At 54.6% G+C, this 23,446-nt stretch carries 21 protein-coding genes; 5 read left to right on the top strand and 16 right to left on the bottom strand.

Annotated elements, in window-relative coordinates:
• Positions 1–32: 32 nt before the first annotated feature.
• From brnQ to phoB, 5 genes are all read right to left on the bottom strand, one after another.
• Positions 33–1,355 carry a branched-chain amino acid transporter carrier protein BrnQ gene (gene brnQ, locus FVB43_RS11935; protein ID WP_133846282.1) on the bottom strand — a complete coding sequence of 441 codons (1,323 nt, stop codon included), beginning with the start codon at positions 1,353–1,355 and terminating at the stop codon, positions 33–35.
• Between the two features lie 416 nt (positions 1,356–1,771).
• A complete protein-coding gene (locus tag FVB43_RS11930) occupies positions 1,772–2,872 on the bottom strand; it encodes a cobalamin-independent methionine synthase II family protein (RefSeq protein WP_167864060.1) in 1,101 nt (366 codons plus the stop codon).
• A 385-nt stretch (positions 2,873–3,257) separates the two neighbouring features.
• The gene (locus tag FVB43_RS11925; protein WP_133846280.1) at positions 3,258–4,181 is read right to left on the bottom strand and encodes a PstS family phosphate ABC transporter substrate-binding protein; all 924 of its coding nucleotides are present in this window, start codon (positions 4,179–4,181) and stop codon (positions 3,258–3,260) included.
• A gap of 19 nt (positions 4,182–4,200) precedes the next feature.
• Positions 4,201–5,514 (bottom strand): phosphate regulon sensor histidine kinase PhoR, encoded by a 1,314-nt coding sequence (phoR, locus tag FVB43_RS11920; RefSeq protein ID WP_133846279.1) that lies wholly within the window; start codon positions 5,512–5,514, stop codon positions 4,201–4,203.
• Positions 5,515–5,537: 23 nt separating this feature from the next.
• On the bottom strand, positions 5,538–6,227 hold the full coding sequence (gene phoB, locus FVB43_RS11915; RefSeq protein ID WP_133846278.1) for a phosphate response regulator transcription factor PhoB: 690 nt from the start codon (positions 6,225–6,227) through the stop codon (positions 5,538–5,540).
• A 212-nt stretch (positions 6,228–6,439) separates the two neighbouring features.
• Here phoB and sbcD point away from each other — a divergent pair, with 212 nt between their 5' ends.
• Positions 6,440–7,663, top strand: a complete 1,224-nt coding sequence (gene sbcD / locus FVB43_RS11910) for an exonuclease subunit SbcD (RefSeq protein WP_167864059.1) — start codon at positions 6,440–6,442, stop codon at positions 7,661–7,663.
• The gene (locus FVB43_RS11905) at positions 7,660–11,019 is read left to right on the top strand and encodes an AAA family ATPase (protein ID WP_167864058.1); all 3,360 of its coding nucleotides are present in this window, start codon (positions 7,660–7,662) and stop codon (positions 11,017–11,019) included. The genes sbcD and FVB43_RS11905 overlap by 4 nt, the downstream gene beginning before the upstream one ends.
• 47 nt (positions 11,020–11,066) lie before the next feature.
• Here FVB43_RS11905 and FVB43_RS11900 read toward each other — a convergent pair whose 3' ends face one another.
• The 5 genes from FVB43_RS11900 to FVB43_RS11880 all read right to left on the bottom strand — a co-directional run bounded on the left by FVB43_RS11900 (position 11,067) and on the right by FVB43_RS11880 (position 15,295).
• Positions 11,067–11,714 (bottom strand): DUF799 domain-containing protein, encoded by a 648-nt coding sequence (locus FVB43_RS11900; RefSeq protein WP_167864057.1) that lies wholly within the window; start codon positions 11,712–11,714, stop codon positions 11,067–11,069.
• Entirely contained in the window at positions 11,714–12,058 is a 345-nt protein-coding gene (locus tag FVB43_RS11895) for a DUF4810 domain-containing protein (RefSeq protein WP_205945446.1), read from the bottom strand. Before FVB43_RS11895 ends, FVB43_RS11900 begins: the two co-directional genes overlap by 1 nt.
• Positions 12,059–12,082: 24 nt before the next feature.
• On the bottom strand, positions 12,083–12,757 hold the full coding sequence (locus tag FVB43_RS11890; protein WP_133846273.1) for a CsgG/HfaB family protein: 675 nt from the start codon (positions 12,755–12,757) through the stop codon (positions 12,083–12,085).
• A 301-nt stretch (positions 12,758–13,058) separates the two neighbouring features.
• On the bottom strand, positions 13,059–14,126 hold the full coding sequence (gene qhpR / locus FVB43_RS11885) for an AraC-like transcriptional regulator QhpR (RefSeq protein ID WP_159337649.1): 1,068 nt from the start codon (positions 14,124–14,126) through the stop codon (positions 13,059–13,061).
• 164 nt (positions 14,127–14,290) lie between these two features.
• On the bottom strand, positions 14,291–15,295 hold the full coding sequence (locus FVB43_RS11880; RefSeq protein ID WP_167864056.1) for a phosphotransferase enzyme family protein: 1,005 nt from the start codon (positions 15,293–15,295) through the stop codon (positions 14,291–14,293).
• A gap of 284 nt (positions 15,296–15,579) precedes the next feature.
• On the opposite strand from FVB43_RS11880, the gene eat reads away from it, so the two are divergent.
• On the top strand, positions 15,580–16,944 hold the full coding sequence (gene eat / locus FVB43_RS11875; protein ID WP_133846270.1) for an ethanolamine permease: 1,365 nt from the start codon (positions 15,580–15,582) through the stop codon (positions 16,942–16,944).
• Between the two features lie 63 nt (positions 16,945–17,007).
• On the opposite strand, the gene mak is transcribed toward eat, so the two are convergent.
• Positions 17,008–17,913, bottom strand: a complete 906-nt coding sequence (gene mak / locus FVB43_RS11870; RefSeq protein WP_133846269.1) for a fructokinase — start codon at positions 17,911–17,913, stop codon at positions 17,008–17,010.
• Positions 17,914–18,058: 145 nt separating this feature from the next.
• Between mak and rdgC the strand changes: the two genes are divergently transcribed.
• Positions 18,059–18,970: a recombination-associated protein RdgC gene (gene rdgC, locus FVB43_RS11865; RefSeq protein WP_133846268.1), complete on the top strand. Its 912-nt coding sequence runs from the start codon at positions 18,059–18,061 to the stop codon at positions 18,968–18,970.
• Between the two features lie 67 nt (positions 18,971–19,037).
• Here the strand turns inward: rdgC and ppnP are convergent, their stop codons facing one another.
• From ppnP to aroL, 5 genes are all read right to left on the bottom strand, one after another.
• Positions 19,038–19,328, bottom strand: coding sequence for a pyrimidine/purine nucleoside phosphorylase (gene ppnP, locus FVB43_RS11860; RefSeq protein ID WP_133846267.1), 291 nt, complete (start codon positions 19,326–19,328; stop codon positions 19,038–19,040).
• Positions 19,329–19,428: 100 nt separating this feature from the next.
• Positions 19,429–20,106 carry an AroM family protein gene (locus FVB43_RS11855; protein ID WP_167864055.1) on the bottom strand — a complete coding sequence of 226 codons (678 nt, stop codon included), beginning with the start codon at positions 20,104–20,106 and terminating at the stop codon, positions 19,429–19,431.
• A gap of 373 nt (positions 20,107–20,479) precedes the next feature.
• Positions 20,480–21,271 (bottom strand): IclR family transcriptional regulator, encoded by a 792-nt coding sequence (locus FVB43_RS11850; RefSeq protein WP_133846265.1) that lies wholly within the window; start codon positions 21,269–21,271, stop codon positions 20,480–20,482.
• 316 nt (positions 21,272–21,587) lie between these two features.
• Positions 21,588–21,779: a YaiA family protein gene (locus FVB43_RS11845; RefSeq protein WP_133846264.1), complete on the bottom strand. Its 192-nt coding sequence runs from the start codon at positions 21,777–21,779 to the stop codon at positions 21,588–21,590.
• 141 nt (positions 21,780–21,920) lie between these two features.
• On the bottom strand, positions 21,921–22,445 hold the full coding sequence (gene aroL, locus FVB43_RS11840; protein ID WP_133846263.1) for a shikimate kinase AroL: 525 nt from the start codon (positions 22,443–22,445) through the stop codon (positions 21,921–21,923).
• A gap of 306 nt (positions 22,446–22,751) precedes the next feature.
• Between aroL and FVB43_RS11835 the strand changes: the two genes are divergently transcribed.
• Positions 22,752–23,438: a DUF2076 domain-containing protein gene (locus FVB43_RS11835; RefSeq protein WP_133846262.1), complete on the top strand. Its 687-nt coding sequence runs from the start codon at positions 22,752–22,754 to the stop codon at positions 23,436–23,438.
• Positions 23,439–23,446: the final 8 nt, after the last annotated feature.

Genomic DNA, 23,446 nt, shown 5'->3' with positions numbered 1-23,446 from the left:
CGGCAAGGAGGTAAGGGGGAGTTTTTACAACGCTATTGCTGATGCGCAGTAACCGACTGGCGGCCTGTAACGCGATCGTACACGGCTACCAATACCAGCATCACCAGTGAAGGTGGCAACCATGCCAAACCTTGGTCTGCCAGTGGCAGATTCTGGGTTACTGCTGGCAGAAGTGCCTTTAAGTTCGTACTTTTGATTGCATCAACAATGCCGAAAACCAGGCTAACCAGCATCGTTGGCGCAATAATCCTTGAGCTTTTTTTCCACCATTTTAAAGTGAAGCTCAACAGTACCAGTACGATGCAAGGTGGGTAAATCGCAGTTAACACTGGAATTGAAATTTGAATCAAATGACTCAGACCCAGGTTAGACACCACCATCGAGAACAGACCAAGAATAAACACCAGCTGACGATAGCTAAGAGGCAAGTAGTGCTCAAAGAACTCCGCGCAGGCACAGGTCAGGCCGACAGCGGTCACCATGCAGGCAACAAAAATCAGCGCCGCCAGGAAGAAGCTGCCCATACCGCCAAAGGTATGCTGTACGTAGGCATGCAGAATGGCCGCACCGTTAGCGTTCTGGTCAACAATGGATGCACTGTCGGAACCCAGTTTAAACAGTGCCAGGTATACCAACGTCAGACCCACACCCGCAATCAAGCCGGCTATCACGGTGTAACGCGTGAGTAACTTCGCTTCTGTGATGCCGCGTGAGCGTGCTGCATTGACGATAACAATACCGAACACCAGCGCGCCGAGGGTATCCATGGTCAGATAACCGTTCACAAAGCCGCTCGAGAACGCCGCACGCTGATAATCAGCCGTTGCCGGTGCAAGACCGCCCGCAGGCCACAGCAGCGCGGCCAGGCCCAGAACAGCCAGTGCGAAAATTTTCAGTGGTGCCAGTACGTGCCCCACGGTATCCAGCAGTTTGCCAGGATAGAGGGAAATGCCAATCACCAGGGCGAAGTAGACGACGCTGTAGATCATCAGCGGCAACGCACCATCACCGGTCAGTGGGGCAATCCCCACTTCAAACGACACGGTCGCCGTACGCGGTGTGGCAAACAGCGGGCCAACGGCCAGATAGCAGACGGTGGCCAGCACGATGCCAGCCGCCTTGCCAATCGGTGAGCTGAGGGCATCAATGCCACCACCCACGCGCGCCAGCGCAATCACCGTAATCACCGGCAGACCCACAGCCGTGATCAGAAAACCGATAGCGGCCATCCAGACATGTTCGCCAGACTGAATCCCCACCATAGGGGGGAAAATGATGTTTCCCGCACCGACGAACAGGGCAAATGTCATAAAGCCCAGCGCCAGGATATCTTTCGAAGTTAAACGATGTGTCATAAGAAATTGTGTTGCCCGTGATGGTGTGAAAAGTCGTAATGTCAGGCTCAAATTGAAAACCTGTCCCCCTGCTCGCTCTAAAAACGCCGCCGAATCAAACCAATACAGTGGAATGCACTTTGTAATACCGGGTTGACAGCGAATGTGAGCTGATTATTTTCTGTATGCAGGGGGATGACGAAAAAACGGGGGTAAGTAGAACGTTTATAGCGAAGAAAGGCAATACGGGATCGGAAAAGCAGGATGATATAGCGCAAAAGACTGCATAACCAGTGCATATATTTAGATCTGATGAAGAATGCCTTACATGATTTGTATCTTTTTCGTCCGACACAACGTTAATTTCTGCAATAAACCCTCGTCATATGCACAAAAGGCGCGGAAAACCGCGCCCTGTACACAAAATGATGCAGTCATTACCAGATGCGGCTGGCGACATCCACCACCAGGCGCAGCTTAGCCCACTGCTGCTCTTCCGTCAGGCTATTGCCCTCTTCCGTTGAAGCAAAGCCGCACTGAGGGCTCAGGCAAATTTGATCCAGGCGGACAAACTGTGATGCCTCGCGAATGCGTTTTTCCACCGTTTCAGCGGCTTCCAGCTCCCCTGTTTTCGTGGTGATCAGGCCCAGAACCACCTGCTGTTTGCCCGGTTTGATAAAGCGTAATGGCTCAAATCCACCAGAACGCTCGTTATCGTACTCCAGGAAAAAAGCATCAATGTTGACGCCGCCAAACAGGATTTCGGCCACCGGCTCATAGCCACCTTCGGAGATCCAGGTGGATCGGAAGTTGCCACGACAGACATGCAGGCCAATGACCAGGTCATCCGGCTTCCCTTCGATGGCTTTATTCAGTACACGGGCATAGGTGCGGGCCAGCTCTTCCGGGTTATCGCCACGTTCGCGGATCTGCTGTTTCTGATCGTCAGAACACAGATAGGCCCAGACAGTATCATCCAGTTGCAGATAACGGCAGCCAGCATCATAGAAGGCTTTAATGGCGTCACGATACGTCTGCGCCAGATCGTCAAAATAGACATCCAGATCAGGATAAACCTCAGCATCAATCACTTTACGCCCACCGCGGAAGTGCAACACACTGGGGCTTGGAATGGTCATCTTAGCCACGGCATCGCCACTGATGCTTTGCAGGAAACGGAAATCTTCCAGCATCGGATGATTGCTAAAGCCCAGCTTACCGGTCACTTTCACACCCCGTGCTTTTGTCTGCACACCGTTAAACTGAATACCCTGCTCGGCCTCATAACGCTCCACGCCATCCAGACCATCGAAGAAGTCGAAATGCCACCAGGCGCGGCGGAATTCGCCATCAGTCACCACCTGCAAACCGTTTTCACGCTGATGGGCTACCACCTTACGGATCGCTTCATCTTCCACCGCACGCAGTGCCGCAGCATCTATCTCACCAGCCTCAAACTGCTTACGAGCCTGTTTAATCTCAGCCGGACGCAGGTAGCTGCCAACCACTTCGGCACGGTATGGGGTAAATGTTGTCATGATGAAAACTCCTGGCCTGCACGCGGCGCATAATTTAGTGACGTAATAATTACATCAGGTTATTTTTAGACATCTGGACGTCTATATGTCTGTTGAGCTAAGAGTCTCATGAGAAACCTTCAGCGGCAACCGAAGAAATTTCACGGCAGATGAATAATTTTCATGATGACTGAGTGAGGGTCAGGCGTGCCTGCCCCCTACAAGGTGGGAGCAATATATTGTAGGGGAGAGGCACAGTGACAGGGTCAGGCATGCCTGACCCCTACGAGATGGGAGCAATATATTGTAGGGGAGAGGCACGGTTACAGGGGCAGGCGTGCCTGACCCCTACGAGACGGGTACCCATGTATTGTAGGGGCGAGGCATGCCTCGCCCGAAGGCACGGTTACTCGGCCAGCATCGCACGGGCGCGCTGCATCTGCTGCTCAGACAGGGGCAGATACCCCGCCTGGCTGACCAGCGCCTGGCCCTGTGGAGAGAGCGCTAAACGCAAAAAGGCAGCCGTCAGAGGCTCCAGTGGTTTATCGGGCGCTTTATTGACATAGATATAAAGAGGACGGGCATAAGGATAGCGGCCGCTGCGAATATTCTCGGCGCTTGGCGCGATCCAGTCATTGCCATCACGCGCCACCGGCACGGTTTTGACGCCGCTGATATGAAACCCGGCACTGGCATAACCAATGCCATTCAACGTTCCCGCAACGGCCTGCACCACAGCGGCAGAGCCGGGATATTCTCCGACATCATTACGGAAGTCACCGTTACACAGCGCCTGCTGTTTGAAGAATCCCCAAGTCCCGGAGGCCGAGTTACGGCCAAAGCGCTGTAATCCCCGCGTCGCCCAACCGGGCTGAGTTAACTGTAAATCCCCCCAGGTTTTGGGCACGGATAACCCGCCACAGCGACGCGTCACCGAGAAAATGGCGTCCAGTTGCTGGGCATTCAGGCCGGTTAACGGGTTATCCTGATTGACCACCACCACCAGCGCATCCATCGCCACCGGAACAGCCAGCGGCTGATAACCGTAACTGTCTTCAAATAACTGGCGTTCTACCGCCTGCATCGGGCGGCTCATCGCACCTAGCTGAGCAGCCCCCGCGGCAAGCGCAGTCGGCGCAGTCGACGAACCGGCCGCCTGGATCTGCACATTCACACCGGGATACTGACGATTAAAACTCTCACCCCACAGCGCCATCAGGTTACCCAGCGTATCCGAGCCAACGCTGGTGAGATTCCCCGCCAACATGCCCTGCTTCGCCGGGACCTGCGAACTGACCAGCAGCAGCGCCAGCGCGATTAACAATTTCATTGCATGGGTTCCGTGAGACTTAATGCAACGCATTCTCGACCAGTTCGGCACTGACAATCAACCTTGGTGGCAATTGAAAGCTGAAACAGGTTTCAGCGCCGGGCGTGCTGCTGATATCCAGGCGCGTATTGTGGTGGCTGAGCGCATGCTTCACGATAGCCAGCCCTAATCCGCTACCGCCCGTCTGTCGGGAACGCGCTTTATCAACGCGATAGAAACGCTCGGTCAGACGAGGCAGGTGTTCCGGTGCAATCCCGGGTCCATTATCTTTAACCTTAAACTGTGCCCCCTGCGGGCTGCGCAGCCAGCTGATATCAATACGCGTGCCATCCGGCGTATGGTTAACCGCGTTATACACCAGATTGGAGATCGCACTGCGCAGCTGCTCGTCGTTGCCAAACACGCGCAAATGCGGGTCGGTATGGAAATAAATATCATGGCGGCCGTTACTGAGCGTTTCCGCTTCACGCTGCAACACCCGCAGCATCATCGGCACATCCACGGTTTCCTGCAAATCGATTGCCGGGGCAGCTTCAATGCGTGACAAGGTCAGCAACTGTTTCACCAGGCTGTCCATGCGTTTAGTCTGCTCCTGCATGGTGTGCAGCGCCTTATCGCGCAGACTGCCCTCCAGCACGGAATCGTTCATCATCTCCAGATACCCCTGCAATACGGTGAGCGGCGTACGCAGTTCATGGCTGACATTAGCAAAGAAGTTACGCCGGGCCCCTTCCAGCTGATGCATCTGGGTGACATCACGCGCCACCAGCAACCATTGCCCTTCACTGTAAGGCATCACACGAAATTCAAGATGGCGATGGCTGTTCAGCACCAGCGTAAGCGGGCGAGAAAAATCACGCTGACGCAGATAGCGGGTAAACTCGGGGTAACGCAGCAGATTGAGGATATTCTGCCCGTTATCTTCCGGCCAGCGCAGCCCCAGCATCTGCTGTGCGAGGCCGTTGCACCAAAAAATCGTCCCCTCTTCGGTGGTCAGTACCACCGCATCAGGCAGAGATTCTGCACCGCTACGAAAACGTTTGATCAGATGACCGAGTTCACGGCGGCGGCGGCGGTTACGCGCCTGCATTTGATACAGGCCGTAAAACAGCGGTTCCCAGCTGCCACGGCCGCTGGGAGGTGTCATGCTGCGGTCAACCCACAGCCAGTGAGAGAGTCGAAGTAAGTTGTTGAAATGAAAGCCCAGCACACAGAGTACTGAGATTAACAGCAGCCAGGGGAGCCAACCCACCAGCAGCCCGAGCAGTAACGCGGGCAAACCGGCAAGCAGCAGCTCAAACAATAATCTCTTCCAGGAGAGGCGTTCCAACACGGTTCAGACTCCAGCGCGAACAATCAATAGCGTGCAGAGAAACGATAACCTGTTCCGCGAACCGTCTGCACCATACGATCGTGCCCGGTCAGTTCCAGCGCCTTACGTAAGCGACGAATGTGCACATCAACGGTACGATCTTCGACGTAAACGTTAGTTCCCCAGACATGGTTTAGCAACTGCTCACGGCTGTAAACACGCTCAGGATGCGTCATAAAGAAGTGCAGCAATTTATATTCGGTCGGCCCCATTTCCAGCGGTTGCGTGTCAGACATCACGCGATGCGATGACGGATCAAGACTCAGCCCCTGCATTTCAATCACCTCTTCCACCGCCATCGGTGAAATACGGCGCATCACCGCTTTAATACGGGCCACCAGCTCTTTGGGTGAGAAGGGTTTCGTAATGTAATCGTCGGCACCCACTTCCAGGCCACGGACGCGATCTTCTTCTTCGCCACGCGCGGTCAGCATCATAACCGGAATATCCCGGGTCATGGCTTCACGCTTCAGATGCTTAATAAACTGAATGCCGGAACCACCCGGGAGCATCCAGTCCAGCAGGATTAAATCCGGCCACGGCTCAATGAGCATACTTACTGCGCTGTCATAGTCCTCGGCTTCGATCGGTTGATAGTCATTTTGTTCCAGAACGAAACACAACATCTCACGGATTGGGGCTTCATCTTCAACCACCAGAATGCGCTTGGCCATTATTGCTCCTGCTACAGTGACAGGTTGTCACGGGGATATGCGGCGCCATTATGCGTCAGTTTTATGACACTTTTATGAAAAAAGCACCCCCTAAAAGCATTGATGGAATTAAATAAAATCCCCTCCTCATCAATATGTTTATCTGCTCTGAATAATTCGGGATGCAGGACAGGTATAATACTCCCCACGCTTTCTGCCATGAAAGGACCCCCATGCGCATCATTCATACTGCCGACTGGCATCTTGGCCAGTTTTTCTACACCAAAAGCCGGGCAGCCGAGCACCAGGCATTTCTTGACTGGCTGCTGGTGAACGCAGAAGCACAGCAGGCGGATGCGATTATTGTGGCAGGCGATATCTTTGATACTGGCTCTCCGCCGAGCTACGCGCGTGAGCTGTATAACCGCTTCGTGGTCAATCTGCAGCAGACCGGCTGTCAACTGGTGGTACTGGGCGGCAATCACGATTCAGTCGCCATGCTGAATGAATCCCGCGAGCTGCTGGCCTGCCTGAACACTCGGGTGATCGCCGCCGCCTGCGACGATGTTCGTCAACAGGTTCTGGTTCTTAATCGCCGCGATGGCCAGCCAGGAGCACTGCTGTGCGCCATTCCATTTTTGCGCCCGCGCGATATTCTGCGCAGCCAGAGCGGGCAGTCAGGGCGTGAAAAGCAGCAAAGCCTGCTGGAAGCCATAACTGAACACTATCAGCAGTGCTGGCAGGAAGCGCTGAAACAACGTGATGCGCTGGGCCTGCCGCTACCCATTATTGCCACCGGCCATCTGACAACGATGGGCGTGACCAAAAGCGATGCGGTGCGTGATATCTATATCGGCACGCTGGATGCCTTCCCCGCCGATTGTTTTCCCCCTGCGGACTATATCGCCCTGGGGCATATCCATCGCGCTCAGCGCATTGCCGATAGCGATCATATTCGCTACAGCGGCTCGCCGATCCCGCTCAGTTTTGATGAGCTGGGTAAAGCCAAAAGCGTGTTTCAGGTCGACTTCAGCAACGGCAAACTCAGCGCGGTCGAAGCCTTACCGATCCCGTTATTCCAGCCAATGCAGATGATCAAAGGCTCTCTGGAACAGATTGAGCAGCAGTTGGCGGCTCTCACGGCCGATCCACAGGGTGGCACCATCTGGCTGGACATTGAAATCGTCACCGATGCTTACCTCAGTGAGTTACAGCGCCGTATCCAGGAGCTGACCGAATCCCTGCCCGTAGAAGTGGTGCTGCTGCGTCGCAGCCGCGAACAGCGCGAACAGGTGATCGCCCGACAGAACAATGAAACGCTGAATGAATTGAGTGTTGAAGAGGTGTTTTCCCGCCGTCTGGCGCTGGAGGCCGAGGAACCTGAACGGCTGGAACGCGCCAGAGTGCTGTTTGCTCAAACGCTGGAAGCCGTTCGCCATGAGGAGCAGCCATCATGAAAATTCTGACGCTGCGCTTTAAAAACCTCAACTCGCTGAAGGGGGAGTGGAAAATCGACTTCACCGCAGAACCTTTTGCCAGCAACGGCCTGTTCGCCATTACCGGCCCGACGGGCGCAGGTAAAACCACCCTGCTGGATGCCATCTGCCTCGCGTTGTATCACGAAACACCGCGCCTGAAAGGCATCACTCAGTCGCAAAATGACCTGATGACCCGTGATACCGCCGAGTGCCTGGCAGAAGTGGAATTTGAGGTGAAAGGTGTTGCCTGGCGCGCTTTCTGGAGCCAGAGCCGCGCTCGCGGCGCCGCCGATGGCAACCTGCAGGCACCGCGGGTTGAGCTGGCACGCTGTAGCGATAATCACATCGTGGCCGACAAGGTCAAAGATAAGCTGGAGAGGGTAGCCAGCCTGACCGGGCTGGACTTCGAACGCTTCACCAAATCGATGATGCTGTCACAAGGGCAGTTTGCCGCGTTCCTCAATGCCGATGCCAATAAACGTGCCGAGCTACTGGAAGAGCTGACCGGCACCGAAATATACGGTCGACTGTCGGCGGCGGTGTTTGATCGCCATAAACAGGCGAAGGTGACGCTGGATACCCTGCGCGCCCAGTCCAGCGGTATGAGTTTGCTCACCGAAGAGCAGTGCGCCCTCCTTAACAGCCAGCTGGCACAAAGTGTGGAGCAGGAGCAGGTGCTTACTTCACAACAGCAGATCCAACTGAAAAAAAGTCAGGAACTGCAACAGATTGAACGCGTGCAACGGGAGCAGCAACAGCTGACCGTCAGCGCGCAGCAGCTGGATCAACAGCGGGAGCAGGCACAGCAGGCGCTGGTTCTGGCCACGCAGCAGCAAGAGCAGATCGTGCAGGCGCAGGCGCAACACCAGACGCTGCGTTTGCAACAGGAAACCCTGATCGCCGAACAGGTCCTGCCGCTTGATTTGCAACTGGCCACATTGCGCGAACAGCAACAGCAGCTGGAGCGTGAGCGAAGTGAACACCAACTTGCACTCACCACGCGCCAGCAGGAAAGCGCTAAAAACCAGCAGACTCAACAGGAAAAACAGGCGCAACAGCAGCAGTTAAGCACCTGGCGTGAGGCACATCCGTCGTATGCGCACTATGGCGAGCATCTGCCGCTGTGGCGTGAACGCTTTAGCCAGCAGCAGGATAGTGAGCAGTCACTGACCGCACAACGCTTGCGACTCCAGGCCCAGCAGCGCCAGGTACAGGAGTGTGAGCAGTCCAGCCAGCAGTTCCAGCAGCAGCAGGCCCCGTTACAGCAGCAGCTGGCCGCCGCACAGACCAGCCTCGATCAAGTGCAGCAACAGCTGGCCTCGCTACAACAGCTGCACCCCGAAGAGACGCTGCGCGCCGCCCTGGAGCAATTTGCCCGCCAGCGCCCGCAGCGGTTATTGCTGGCCACCCTGCTCCCGCAGTGGCAGCAGTTGAACATACGCCTCACGCGCTTACAGCAGGAGCGCCAAACGCTAACGCAACAGATCCAGCAAAACAGTGAGCAGTTACTTACCCTGCGGGCCAGCTGGAAAGAGAAATATCAACATCAGCAGGACCTGGAAAAGCGCTGTGAGCTGGAGCGGCGTATTGCCGATCTGGAACAGCACCGGGCACAGCTGGAAGCGGGCCAGCCCTGCCCGCTGTGCGGTTCAGAAAACCATCCGGCCGTACAGCAGTATCAGGCGTTACAGCTGTCGGAAAATCAGCAGCGGCTGGACGCATTAAAGCGTGATGTTGAACAGCTTAAAGATCAGGGCAGTACCTGCGCCGCGCAGCTTAAACAGGCGCAACAGCAGGACGAGCGCCAGTTGCAGGAAGAGGCGGAACTGAACCGTCAGATGCAGCAACTGGAGCAGCAATGGCAGTCCGCCACCGCCGCCCTGGCGCTGTCACTCAGCCCGCAGCAGCATCAACAGACCAGCAACTGGCTGGCACAGCAGGATGAGCAGGAAACGGCAAAGCAGCAGCAGTTACAGCAGCTGGAGCAAGCGTTGCGCCACTGCCAGCAGCAAAAAGAGGCGCTGTATCAGCATCAGCAGGCCTGGCAGGCCCTGCAACAGCAGATCCAGCTTCAGCAGCAGCAGTTTACTGCCGCCACGCAGACGCAGAGCGAACAGCAGCAACAGCTCACCCTGGATGAACAGCGCGCACAACAGTTGCGCATCAAGCTGGCAGAAGGGGTTGCACCGCTGGGGCTGACACTGCCGCAGGATGGTGATTACCAGCGCTGGTTGCAGCTGCGCGAAACGGAGTGGCAACAGTGGCGCAGCAACAGCGAGGCGCTGGCTGCGCTGGTCCCTGAACTGGCGACACTCTCCAGCCGCCAACAGGCGCTGGAAGAAGAGTTACAACAACAACAGGCACGCCTGGCTCAGCTCGACCAGCGTCTGCAACAACAGCAGGAAACGCTGAAGCACTGCCAGCAGCAGCGCCAGGCATTGTTTGGCGATCGCGACGTTACGACTGCACAGCAGCAGCTGCGAACAGAGACGGAACAGCATGCGCAGGCCGTTCGCCAGGCGCAGACTGCGTGGCAACAGCAGCAGGACAGGATAAATACCCTGACCGGACAGCATAAATCACTAAATGAGCAGTTGATTAATCTACAATCGCAATTAGACGAAATGGTGAACCAATCAGGCCATTTTGATGACCTGCCTGCACAACGGATACTACTGGAAAGCCAGCTGAGTGAGTTAAATCAGCAACTGCGCGAGCTGGCCAGCCAGCAGGGTCAGCTACGTCAGCAGCTGCGAGATGACAGCGAACGGCGCACACAACAGCAGACATTGCTGGCTGAGATCGCCGCTAACGAACAGCAGTTGGAAGACTGGAGCTACCTCAATCAGCTTATCGGTTCCAAAGAAGGGGATAAATTCCGCCGCTTTGCCCAGGGGCTGACGTTAGATCATCTGGTGTGGCTGGCCAACAATCAGCTTAACCGTCTGCACGGTCGCTATCTGTTGCAGCGCAAATCGCAGGAAGCGTTAGAGCTTCAGGTTGTTGATACCTGGCAGGCTGACGCACAGCGTGATACCCGCACGCTGTCCGGTGGCGAAAGCTTCCTTGTCAGTCTGGCGCTGGCGCTGGCCCTTTCCGATCTGGTCAGCCATAAAACCCGTATTGAGTCACTGTTCCTGGATGAAGGCTTTGGCACGCTGGATGCGGAAACACTCGACAGTGCGCTTGATGCGCTGGATGCGCTCAATGCCAGTGGCAAAACGATTGGGGTAATCAGCCACGTTGAGGCAATGAAGGAACGTATTCCGGTGCAGATAAAGGTGAAAAAGATTAACGGACTGGGTTACAGCAGACTGGAAACACCGGGGCAATAGCAGCAAACAGGGGCGATCCTCTGCGATCGCCCCTGTTTGCATCAGCGTTATAACGCCGTTTTCACTTTGGCGCGCGGCCCTGGCAGGATACTGCCGTTGCGACCATCGGCAGAGAGCATCGTGCTCCCGGCAATAATCGCTATATCATGACTTTTGTCGGTCATATTGTTGGAGATTTGCTTCACCGCTGCCGTTATCAACATGCCCACCAGGCCGTTGTTACTGTTGTCCTGAGCATCGGACGCAAAGCCTTTACCCGCCCAGATCTGTTTACCGGTACGCAGGTCAACCAGACGTGCTACTGCGCTGACCTGAGTCGCACTGTCCACGACCCTATATTGGGTGCCGTAGCTGATCACTTCAACATACAGCGCCGCATCAGCATGGAAAATCTCGTGTAGTTTAGCGGTGCTGACACCCTGAGCATCATCGGCACTGGCCAGGCCGTTCTGCTCAAAGGTTTTATCTACCACCGCCACCGGGAACACATAATAACCGGACTCGGCCAGCGGCGCGGTTATCACCGACACCAGACTGTGGGCAGCCTGAATATCCGGGCTGCTGTTCTTCGCAGGCAACACCACAATCGAGGTAGGTTTGCTGGCACGAAAAGCCGTATAGTCATAAGGCATCTGTTTAGCACAACCACTCAGTACCAGCGCCACAGCTGCGGCAATAAAGATCCGTAATTTCATTATTTCTTGTCCTTATTGCGCATCAGAAAATCCATATAAGCGGCTGATTCCGGGAACTGTGATTTTTCGGCATTGAACTGCTGAAAAGCCAGGTCTGGACGGCTGGTTTCCACATATAGCAATCCTATCTGGGCATGCAAGCCAGGAGGTACGGGTTTATTTTTTGCTTTCGCCTGCTCAACCACCGCGTTCAGCGATTCAATCTGTTGTTCAGGTGATTTGTCACGTTTGTAATAGCTATAAAGTGAGGACTGGTAATCCCCCCAGTAATAGACCGTTTCTTTTTTTTGGGCACAGGCCGTCATTAGCAGCGCGGCGGCAGCCACGCAGACAACGTTAATCATCTTCACTGTTAATTCCTTATTATTTTATTTAACCGGACGCCATGCGCCAGATTCGATTCCATTCACCAGATGATTCACTGCTTCGCGTACCGCTAAATCCATCACTTTACCATTCAGCGTGGAGTCATAGCTGGCGGTACCACCAAAGCCAATCACTTCGCGATTAGACAGAGTGTATTCACCTGCGCCCTGAACGGAATACACCACTTCTGAGGTGGTGACATCCACCACATTCAGGTTCACTTTGGCATAGGCGACCTGAGACTTACCGCGGCCAAGAATGCCCCACAGCTGCTGGTCGCCCACTTCTTTACGACCAAACTCGGTAATATCGCCGGTGATAACATAGTTGGCACCTGTAATGGACTGCTGGCTGCCTTTGTACTGCGCTTCGGCTTTCAGCTCATCAAGGTTAGCGCGGTCCAGCACATTAAAACGGCCAGTCTGCTGCAAATGGGTAATCAGGATGGTTTTCGACTGGTTACCTAACCGATCGACACCGTCAGAAAATATGCCATTCATATACGCAGAGCGGTTATCAAACTTACCGACAGCAATCGGGCTTTTTACGCCCTGATAGTGTGGCTGAGTCGCAGCTGCAACCTGAGGGGCTTCAATAGAACGTGAGGATTCCGTCGCGCAGCCGGTGATCACCGACGCGCTTAATAAGGTTAAAACAACAAGGCATTTGGATTTCATTTCATATCCCTGAATGAATTCATAACTCAAATAAAAACCCTGATCCGGAATGAATATCCAGAATATAATCAGCACGGGTTATTATAAAATAAAGGCAGGACGCCTTTGGCACGGAAGACTACCACAGAGAAATTATAAAAATAAACTGAAATGTTTAATTATTTTAATTTATCACGGTAACAAATCACATGGGGGATGTGAATCATAGTCATTTAACTAAAATAAGCCACGTCATCTTGATGCAAATATAAGGATTATCCGAGCCTTCAGTGATACCTTACTCGTGACCTCATACGATGGCTTATCCTGTCAGCTCATCCTGTCGCCACTGACGTGGGCTGATGCCAAACCAGCGACGAAAGGCACGGGAGAATGCACTGACCTCAGAATATCCCAATAACAGGGCCATTTCGGAAATCGGCAGCTGACGCTGCTGCAAATAGTGTTTCGCCATTTCGCAGCGTACGTTATCCACCAGCGTGGTAAAACTCAGCCCTTCCTCGCGCAGGCGTCGCTGTAATGACCAGCTCGACAACCCCATTTTTTCCGCCACATCATCCAGTACAGGTTCCCCTTGCAGGATCACCAGATGAACCTGCGCCCGCGCCTGATCGACGATATTCTGCTGCGGCGTACTGCTGTTCAGACGCTGGATAGCATCCTGCATTACGCTCAGTAATAAGGGATCGCTGTCCGGCATCGCACGGAGCAAATCGCGTTTCGGGATCAGTAAGGAGTTGAAAGGTTGATCGAAATAGACAGGGGCATCGAACACTTTACAGTGCTCATGCCATTGTGAGGGACGTGGGTGTTCGAAATGCACCTCACGCGGCGCCCAGTTTTTTCCTGCCACATGGCGGATCAGGTTAAGGAACATGCCGAGCGTGAGTTCCGCATCCTGGCGACGGCAGAGGATAGCACCGTGACGCACCTGATAATCCAGCCGCCAGCAGTCCCCCTTATCCACCAGCCGCGTCAGCGTATCGTGCTGGTGCCACGGAAACGCATTCGCCACATTGTGCAGTGCCTGTTCCAGCGTGGCGCTGCACAGACCGATGTAGCCAATCAGACCTAATGACTGCGGTTTAAACTGCCTGCCGTAATGTAAACCGAAGTTATCACAACCTGAATACCGTGCCGCTTCTTCCATCACCCGGCAATAGTTGATTAAGCCCAGACTGAGCGTGGGCTGTGCCAGCAACTCCGGGTCGATACCGCTGACGCCAAAAATTCGATCAACGTCACCGCCGCTGTGGCAGATAAACTCGCTCAGTCCACTGGCAGCAGCAGCCAGGACCCCACGATTGCAGGCGCTGGCACTGTGCAGAACATGGCTGGTTTCTGAACGGGCCAATGGGTTGGGTAACATGATTAATGCCTCCTGCTGCGGTGTGGGCTCTTTACTCCTCTTTACACAGCAAATTGCGTACCAACCACAACATCGGACAAAATCAGCGTGTTAGCCTACGGCTCAGTGCGAATAAGCACTGTGGAGGCGCAGCGTTGCCCGTCCACGGTGCAGTAACATGAGGGTTATACGCCAACAGGCAGATCGCGCGTCTCAAGGTAGCGGTGGCACAAACGCACAGAATGATCCGCCCACTGTGGCCCAAGACTTTGCGCCATCTCCGTTTCCGCATGCGATCCCGCCCAGGCCAGCAGCTGGATCCGGCGCTGGATCAGTAGCGCGGGTATCCTTTCCATCTCAGCATCGGTGATATGTGCAACCTGCTCGTAACCCCGGATCCAGTGTTCAACCCATTCTGCGGCACGCGGATGGTGCTCGACAAAACTGATCGCCGCCGCCAGATCGTGCAGATACCAGCCGAAACCGCAGTCATCAAAATCGATCACCCGAGTTTCGCCTTTATACAGCAGCAGATTCGTCAGTCGCAGATCGGCGTGGATCAGCCCGTAGTTGCGGGTTTCCTTGCCGAACTCTGCCAGCGTCGATCCCACTCGCGCGATCGTCTCCTCCACAATGCCGTGATCCTGGACGCGCAAATTCGGCGCATCGCGCCAGTCGCCCCAATGGCTTTGTGGGCTGACCATGGTCTGATGATCCCAGATGATACGCTGAAAACCCGCCGGGCGCTGCCAGCTGCGGCTGTGCTGATGCAGGCGAGCGGTAATATTACCCAGTTGCTGAAAGGCGCGCGGATCAACATCGGTCCCCGGCATCTCCCCCTCGATCCAGTGGAACAGCACGGCATGACGTACCGAACCCTCCTCCAGTATCAGGGTTTGTACGCGTTGTCCTTCGCGATCGACAACCGCCTGCGGCACATCGATGCCGGTTTCACGTAGGGCATCCAGCCACTGCAACTCACTTTCAATATCGGCACGCTGGTGATAATCCGCCCGGTGCAGGCGCAAGGCATAACGTTTGCCACCCGCTTCGAGTAAAAAGGTCGCGTTTTCTGAACGGCACAGCAGGCTAAGTTTGCCCTGTAACGCTGCCGGATAGCGCAACAGTGTCATTTCGGCGAGGCGCAGCAGTGCGGTATTGTTCAGGGTGTCATATTGTTTTGCGGTCATAGTCTGGCTCCGGAGTCAGTTTCAGGCAGTGCTTCTTTGCCTGACAGCATCCTATCGCTTGCCCTCTTCCGGCTTGACAGCAGACGACCCTGTTTTGACCGCAGCGTACACCTGGCACTTTTTTTGCGAGTGAGTTGACCCGCGAGCACAAAAATCATCATGCCCGCGTCAAGTTTCCCCCAACGGGCAACGGCATTATCGAATAACGCTCTCCAACCGCCTCTACGCCACAAACATCTGCGGTGTAGGGGATGAAGGGGAAACACACTCACGGGGATAACGACATGACAACGAAATTAAAGCCCACGCTGGGCACCATACATTTGTGGGGCATTGCAGTCGGTTTGGTCATTTCAGGGGAATATTTTGGCTGGAGCTACGGCTGGGGCGTGGCGGGAACACTCGGCTTTTTGCTGACAACGCTAATGATCGCCACCATGTATACCTGTTTTATCTTCAGCTTTACCGAGCTGACCACCGCGATTCCACATGCGGGTGGCCCGTTTGCCTACAGCCGTCGTGCATTTGGTGAGACCGGCGGCCTGATTGCCGGTATGGCCACGCTGATTGAATTCGTCTTTGCTCCTCCGGCGATTGCGATGGCCATCGGTGCCTATCTCAACGTTCAGTACCCGGAACTCAACCCGAAGTACGCAGCGGTGGGTGCCTATATTGTCTTTATGACGTTGAATATTCTGGGGGTGAAACTGGCGGCGATGTTTGAGTTAGTGGTCACCGTACTGGCGGTGTTCGAACTGCTGGTGTTTATGGGCGTGGTCGCACCGGGCTTCAGTATTGCCAACTTTGCCGCTAACGGCTGGGCAGGCGGTGAACACTTCGGCATGCCGGCACTGTCAGGTATCTTTGCCGCGATCCCATTTGCCATCTGGTTCTTCCTCGCCATTGAAGGCGCAGCGATGGCAGCAGAAGAAGCGAAAGATCCGAAACGTACGATCCCGCGTGCCTATATTGCCGGGATCCTGACGCTGGTGGTGCTGGCCCTCGGGGTGATGCTGATGGCCGGGGGGGCTGGAGACTGGCGCGTACTGTCTAACATTAACGATCCGCTACCGCAGGCAATGAAAATGATCGTGGGTGAGCACTCTAACTGGATGCACATGCTGGTGTGGATCGGTCTGTTCGGTCTGATTGCCAGTTTCCACGGTATTATCCTCGGCTACTCACGCCAGTTCTTCGCTCTGTCTCGCGCTGGCTATCTGCCTGCGGGCCTGGCGAAGCTGTCACGTTTTCAAACCCCTCACCGTGCCATTATTGCGGGTGGCGTGATCGGCATCGCCGCTATCTTTAGCGACAGCTGGATCAACCTGCAGGGCATGTCACTGACCGCAGCGATGATCACCATGGCGGTATTTGGTGCCATCGTGATGTACATCATGAGTATGCTGAGCCTGTTCCGTCTGCGCCGCACTGCCCCGGAGCTGGATCGCACCTTCCGCGCACCAGGTTATCCGATCGTTCCCGCGATTGCGCTGGTACTGGCTGTGGTGTGTCTGATTGCGATGCTGTGGTTTAACGCCCTTATCGGTGTGCTGTTTGTGGCGCTGATGCTGGCAGGTTACCTGTGGTTCCTGATGACCAAAAGCCAGCGTGACAACGCACCACATGATGCGATGCTGCATGGCGAATAAGGTCTGATTGCATTCACTCACTGTTAGGGCCGATCATTTTCCGATCGGCCCTTGTTTTGCGCGTTACAACGGCCACAACCAGGCCGCACCGCGCACGCCGCTGGAATCACCGTGAACTGCCTGACGGATGGGCGTTTCAAACTCTCCGCCAAACACCCAGTTTTTCACCAGCAGTGGCACCGTCTGATACAACCGCTCGACGTTACTCATTCCCCCTCCCAGCACAATCATGTCCGGATCAAGAATATTCACCACGTGGGCCAGCGACTTCGCCAGGCGCAGTTCATAGCGGCTCATCGCCAATTCGGCCACCGGGTCCTGTTGTGCCACCCGCTGCATAATCTCCGCGCCTTTTAATGACACGCCGCTCAGGCGCTGGTAATCCGTGGCAAACCCGGTTCCGGAGATAAAGGTTTCAATGCAGCCTGCCTTACCGCAGTAGCAGGGAACCTCTTCCCGGTAGCGCAGCTCATCTTCATCCATCCACGGCAGCGGGTTATGACCCCACTCCCCCGCATTGCCGTTGCCACCACTGTGTGCCTGGCCATTCAGCGCGACTCCCGCACCGCACCCGGTGCCAATAATCACCGCGAACACCGTTTGTTTGCCTGCGGCCGCACCGTCCACGGCTTCAGACACCGCCAGGCAGTTGGCATCATTGGCGATACGCACCTCACGGCCCAGTCGCTGCTGTAAATCTTTATCCAGCGGCTGACCGTTGAGCCAGGTGGAGTTAGCATTTTTTACTCGCCGGGTATAAGGCGATAGCGTACCGGGGATCCCCAGCCCCACTGTGCCCTGCTGGCCCGTCACTTCTTCTGCGCGGCGTACTAACCCGATAATGTTTTCCAGGGTTTTTTCATAGTCGTCACGCGGCGTGGGGACGCGATAGCGGAACAGTTCCTCCCCCTGGTCGGATAAGGCAATCACTTCTGTTTTCGTGCCACCTAAATCGATACCGATACGCACTTGTTATTCCTCATGATTTGACGGTGAGATTATTACCTTAGAAGGAGCGGTGCGGAAAGGCAATGAAACCCCGCCGCCGATTCGCTATCATGCGCGCTGACTTTGAACTCGCGCGCCTTTTGCGCGTCCGGAGAGGGAATGCAGCATGCTGTGGTTTAAAAATTTGATGGTTTATCGTCTTAATCGCGACATTCCGCTGGTAGCAGACGAGATGGAAAAACAGCTCGATGCCTTCTCTTTCACCCCCTGCGGTAGCCAGGATATGGCCAAGACCGGTTGGGTTTCTCCCATTGGTCCACGTAGCGACGATCTGACGCACGTCACCAACGGTCAGATTCTGATTTGTGCGCGTAAAGAAGAGAAAATGCTGCCATCGCCGGTGATCAAGCAAGCACTGGAAGCGAAAATAAGTAAACTGGAAGCTGAGCAATCGCGCAAGCTGAAAAAAACAGAAAAAGACTCTCTGAAAGATGAAGTGCTGCACAGCCTGTTGCCACGCGCCTTCAGCCGTTACAGCCAGACCTATGTGTGGATCGACACCGTTAACAATCTGATTATGGTCGACTGCGCCAGCGCGAAAAAAGCAGAAGATACGCTCGCCCTGCTGCGTAAAAGCCTCGGCTCACTGCCCGTGGTGCCGCTGACGCTGGAAAGCCCGATTGAACTGACGATGACAGAATGGGTGCGTTCCGGTGAACTGCCGGCAGGATTTGCGCTGATGGATGAAGCTGAACTGAAAGCGATTCTGGAAGATGGCGGCGTGATCCGCTGCAAGAAACAGGATCTGGTGTGCGACGAGATCGCCAACCATATCGAAGCCGGAAAACTGGTGACGAAACTGGCTCTCGACTGGCAGGAACGTATTCAGATGATCTTGTCTGATGATGGTTCGATCAAGCGCCTCAAATTCTCAGACATCCTGCGCGAACAGAACGACGATATTGATCGGGAAGATGTGACAGGACGTTTTGATGCTGACTTTATTCTGATGACGGGCGAGCTGGCTGCGTTAATCAGCAATACTGTGGAAGCGTTAGGCGGCGAAGCAGAGCGTTAATGCTGTTGCGGGCGACGCATGCGTCGCCCCTACACGTAGGGGTCGGGCATGCCCGACCCTGCTTAAATCAATCTTTCAGATAACGGCACAGATACGCAGAAGGCTCAGCCACCTGCAAATGAAACTCACTGTGGCCCGGCACGTTAAAGATCTGGCCTGGCTGATAGAGTTTCCACTCAACTTCCCCTGGCAGTAACACTTTCAGGGAACCACTTACCACGGTCATCTCTTCTGCCTGAGCCGTACCAAAAGTGTACTCGCCTTCAGCCATCACACCCACACTGGCACGACCTGTGCTGGCGCTCTCATAACCAATCGACTTCACTTTACCGTCGAAATACTCACTAACATTGAGCATATAATTTCCTTAAAATCAGAGACAAAGGTAAGTTTGCAGTGTAGAGCCATAATTAACAGGCTGTCACGCACTATTGCGTACCACGCACTGCAATCGTGACTTATACCAACAGTTCTGCCGCCAAACGGGCAATCAGCATGTTAGACAACAGAACCGGAATACCGAGAAGTGCCTGTAAAAAATCGCGATGACGCGGGTGATAGCCCATGCAGTCCAGCACCACCACATCGGCACCTTGCTCCTGTAATGATAATGCGGCCTCAATAAGCGGCTCATCATTGGCATGATACGGGCTGGCAACGGCAAAACAGGGGGGATGCTTCAGGTTTTTCCATTTATTCTTCTGAGCATGAATTTGCCCGGCAACCGATACCACGATCCCGACCTGATGCCCGCCAACAATGGCCTTCACCAGCGGAGGGACCAGACGGTCAGGCTCCAGCAGCACAGCGGTACTGGCGTAAAGGGGGCCGCAGTCACCCGAACACAATAGTAGGATAGTGTCGTACCCGCACTCTTCTAACATCAGAATGCGCTGCTGCAATTCCGTTGTGATTTTCTCAGCCGACACGCAGACCTGGCTACCGTCATTCAGCCGGATAACCTGCATTTTGCCCCCTGTGTCGGGCGCATATTGCCGCTCAATTTGCGCATGCGTCAGGTCATCAAGCAGCCCGACATGAACGATTTGCTCTTCAGGAAGATGCTCCAGCAGCAGCGGCAGAATGTCGGTGCGTGGAGACTGCCCACAAGAGAGAGTAACCAGAGATGGCTTCATAGTGCATAGTTCCACTGACAACAGGCTATCATCCTGCTTAATCTTTGGCGGCTGCTTAACCTCTCCCCCTGGGGCGAGGGCGCAATGGCCTTTGGTATTCTCTACTGAATAATAGCAGTAACCCCCCGACACCCTTTGATTATCCTTGAACCTGATCTCATCAATGTGCGACCCCACACAGAAACAGGGGTTAGATCACATTGAGCAACGTCAGTTTCAGGCAAAAAAGAGAGATCCCCTGAGGTATCAGGGGACCCCTTCTGGGGATGATCATCCTGCCTCTGACGGGCTGTTTCAGATAATCATGTCACTACGTGGTACTGCAGGTGCCCTGGTGGAGGCGTACTTCATATCCGAAAAGGAGATGAGGTAATTACTGCAGGGCAGAGGTCATATTGCCTCCCTGCCCTGCGCGGTCACCGTATTTCCCCGCCAGCTCACGCGTCACAATCTGTAATGCGTCCAGCGCGGAGGAAGAATAAGGTGACGCATGATGCTCAGACGGAAACGACAGGCAAAGTGCGACCGTTTCCCCCCGATGTTTATTGGTAATCGTGGTGGATACCGCACTGATCCCCTGTAAGGTTTCATTGCGGGCCAGCGCCCATCCTTGTTGACGAATACTGGCCAGTTCAGTGAGCAATTCATCCAGCGTCTGCGGTGAATTCGGCGAGTTCACCTGCCAGCTTCCGGCATAAAGTTTTCGGACATAATCATCGCTATAACGGGAGAGGATCGCCCGACCAACCGACGTTTCTGCCGCCGGCAGACGGCTCCCTGGCGGAGTAACAACCTGAATGAACATTCGGCCCTGGAACATGCGCATCACCATAATCTCACGCCCTTCCAGCACGGAGATATAGCCCGTACAGCTGGATTCCGCAGCCAGCCTCGCCATCATTGATGACGCACCATCCACCAGCGGCGTGGAGAGATAGTTACTGGCCAGCGTCAGCAGCATATGCCCGACATGAAAGCAGCGGGTATCGGGATCGCGCTCCAGCAGACCTTCGCTTTCCATGGTAGATAGCAGCCGCGAAACGGTGCTTTTCGGCAGCCCCAACGCCTGGGCAATATCGGTAAACGTCAGGCCTGGCTGGCCCTGGCTCACTCCACTTCGATTAAAAAGTTTCAGTACCGCCGTCGCATTCTCTAAGGTAGTCATACCTTTTGTTCCACTATTAGGAACTCCTGTTCCTGTTTTACCGTTTTGATAAACCTACGGCCAGGGTGAATCAGGGTCAAGCATTAATTTGGGTGCAGGAGGAAGGTCACCGATGTGATCATTTTGTCAGGACTGAAGGTGATACTTCAATATGCCAGAGAGGGCGAAATAGTGAATATTTATGGCGATAAATCCCGTAGCAGCAGGCATTTATGCTGTGACGGCGCGAGGTTAAAAGTAAGATTATTCGTAAGAAATTGCGACAATAGTGCGGAGTAAAACGGATGTCGGCATCCTTGCCTGTACACACCATTTTTTATTCTTTCGACTGGTCTTCATAGCGTTTTTTAGCATCCAGCGCTTCCTGCTCGGTTTTGTGCTCGCTGATCAAAGAATCAGGTTTCGGATGGTCGGCACGGAGTTCATACCAGATCACCGATTTGCCGGGCGCGCCCTTCTCGACCGGTATGATGTTCGCTTCTCGTGGATATGGTGGTCTGCCTGGCATAGTGCCCCCTTTTGATGTCAGTAAACGTGCGCGGCCAGTATGATGACCTTACCTGAGTATAGACAATCGAAACGGTTTATCTGCGGGACAAGGGAGAAAGCAGGCAAGAGGGGTGCAGGCAACGCTGCACCAACAGAGAATTTAGCTGGCGCGGGCGAGAGAAAGCACGCTGAGGATCTGGCTGACGACGCCGTCAGGGGACTGCATAGCGTTAATAATATGGTGCGCAGTCTGGCGATATAACGCATCACGCGCCGCCAGCACTTCAACCATCTCTTCCGCAATCGGCCGCCCGGTCAGTGTCGGACGCTGTTCGGCTTCAGGATAGGCTTCAAGACGATCTGCCAGAACAGCGGCATCGGCATTCAGATAGATGACCTGGCCATGTTCACGCATAAACTGACGATTTTCTTCGGATAAGACCATGCCGCCACCCGTGGCGATCACCGTTGAGGGTGCAGTGACGGTTTTCAGCGATGCGGTTTCACGCAGGCGGAAGCCCGGCCATCCTTCACGAGTCACAATATCCGCAACGGTTTGCCCACTGGACTGCTGCAATGCGTGGTCGGTGTCAAAGAAGGCGTACCCTAATGCCAGCGCCAGTGCATGTCCAACGGTTGTTTTTCCGCAGCCACGTGCGCCGACCAGATAGATGGGTAATGACATAACAGGCACTTCCTTTAGCAAACGCCGACGCCGATAATTAGGCGCAGCAGGCCAACCAATGAATAACGTTGCAGCGCATAATACCCGACATTTTCCCGGCGGGCCAGCAGTAACGTTTTATTTACAGCAGTGCATGCACACCAACCCATTAAGCTTTTGTTTAATAATCAATTATTGGTGTAATAATTTATTTACACATAGTGAACACACGCCTTTCTTGCCGCAACATTTCCTTACGCCAGCATGATTTACTTTCCCTGCGGTCTTGCCACTATAAACGCTGTCGCCCGTTTCCGGAGAATCCTTATGCAGAACGAAGAACAGCAGTTAATTGACAGCCTGTTTACCCGATTGAAACAGGCGGAGTCACAGTCCGGCCCCCGTGACAGTGCGGCAGAGAAACTGATCCAACAGCAGGTGCAGCAGCAACCCGGAGCGCCCTACTACATGGCGCAAGCCCTTCTGATTCAGGAGGCGGCGATGAAACAGCTAAACGCACGCGTTACTCAGCTGGAAAGCGAGCTGACGCAGGCCCGGCAACAACCGCAGCAGAGCAGCGGAGGTTTTCTCTCCGGTCTGTTTGGCGGGGGGAACCGTGCGCAACCCCTACAGCAGCCCCCCGCGCCCACACAGCCCTGGAATAATACGCCAGCCCAGCCACAGCAACCCGCTTATGCCGCAGCGCCTGCTGCGGGTCGGGGTTTCCTCGGCGGTGCATTACAGACCGCGGTTGGCGTGGCCGGGGGGGTCGTCATGGCCGAGATGCTGACCAGTATGTTCCATCACCAACAGCCGGAAGAGATCGTCAATATTATTAACGAACCGGCGCTACCAGACCCTGATCTCAGCAATAACCTCGACACGTTTAATAACGGCAGCGACAATTCGTCGTTCCTGGGGCAGGACAACGGTCTGCAACAGGATTATGCCAATGACGATTTCAGTAATGACAGTTTTGATGACAACGATTTTGATGATGACAGTTTTGTCTGACGACTGAT

It is taken from the genome of Erwinia rhapontici, from assembly GCF_012271765.1.
Lineage (GTDB): Bacteria > Pseudomonadota > Gammaproteobacteria > Enterobacterales > Enterobacteriaceae > Erwinia > Erwinia rhapontici.
This window is presented reverse-complemented; position numbering and strand designations above follow the sequence as displayed.

Excerpts from the sequence above, each read along its gene's own strand:
- FVB43_RS11850 (WP_133846265.1), bottom strand. The coding sequence starts at position 21,271 with ATGACTACCTTAGAGAATGCGACGGCGGTACTGAAACTTTTTAATCGA.
- sbcD (WP_167864059.1), top strand. The coding sequence starts at position 6,440 with ATGCGCATCATTCATACTGCCGACTGGCATCTTGGCCAGTTTTTCTAC.
- FVB43_RS11845 (WP_133846264.1), bottom strand. The coding sequence starts at position 21,779 with ATGCCAGGCAGACCACCATATCCACGAGAAGCGAACATCATACCGGTC.
- FVB43_RS11925 (WP_133846280.1), bottom strand. The coding sequence starts at position 4,181 with ATGAAATTGTTAATCGCGCTGGCGCTGCTGCTGGTCAGTTCGCAGGTC.
- FVB43_RS11905 (WP_167864058.1), top strand. The coding sequence starts at position 7,660 with ATGAAAATTCTGACGCTGCGCTTTAAAAACCTCAACTCGCTGAAGGGG.
- brnQ (WP_133846282.1), bottom strand. The coding sequence starts at position 1,355 with ATGACACATCGTTTAACTTCGAAAGATATCCTGGCGCTGGGCTTTATG.
- FVB43_RS11900 (WP_167864057.1), bottom strand. The coding sequence starts at position 11,714 with ATGAAATTACGGATCTTTATTGCCGCAGCTGTGGCGCTGGTACTGAGT.
- eat (WP_133846270.1), top strand. The coding sequence starts at position 15,580 with ATGACAACGAAATTAAAGCCCACGCTGGGCACCATACATTTGTGGGGC.
- FVB43_RS11890 (WP_133846273.1), bottom strand. The coding sequence starts at position 12,757 with ATGAAATCCAAATGCCTTGTTGTTTTAACCTTATTAAGCGCGTCGGTG.
- FVB43_RS11835 (WP_133846262.1), top strand. The coding sequence starts at position 22,752 with ATGCAGAACGAAGAACAGCAGTTAATTGACAGCCTGTTTACCCGATTG.
- phoB (WP_133846278.1), bottom strand. The coding sequence starts at position 6,227 with ATGGCCAAGCGCATTCTGGTGGTTGAAGATGAAGCCCCAATCCGTGAG.
- FVB43_RS11930 (WP_167864060.1), bottom strand. The coding sequence starts at position 2,872 with ATGACAACATTTACCCCATACCGTGCCGAAGTGGTTGGCAGCTACCTG.
- qhpR (WP_159337649.1), bottom strand. The coding sequence starts at position 14,126 with ATGTTACCCAACCCATTGGCCCGTTCAGAAACCAGCCATGTTCTGCAC.
- FVB43_RS11895 (WP_205945446.1), bottom strand. The coding sequence starts at position 12,058 with ATGATTAACGTTGTCTGCGTGGCTGCCGCCGCGCTGCTAATGACGGCC.
- aroL (WP_133846263.1), bottom strand. The coding sequence starts at position 22,445 with ATGTCATTACCCATCTATCTGGTCGGCGCACGTGGCTGCGGAAAAACA.
- ppnP (WP_133846267.1), bottom strand. The coding sequence starts at position 19,328 with ATGCTCAATGTTAGTGAGTATTTCGACGGTAAAGTGAAGTCGATTGGT.
- FVB43_RS11855 (WP_167864055.1), bottom strand. The coding sequence starts at position 20,106 with ATGAAGCCATCTCTGGTTACTCTCTCTTGTGGGCAGTCTCCACGCACC.
- FVB43_RS11880 (WP_167864056.1), bottom strand. The coding sequence starts at position 15,295 with ATGACCGCAAAACAATATGACACCCTGAACAATACCGCACTGCTGCGC.
- rdgC (WP_133846268.1), top strand. The coding sequence starts at position 18,059 with ATGCTGTGGTTTAAAAATTTGATGGTTTATCGTCTTAATCGCGACATT.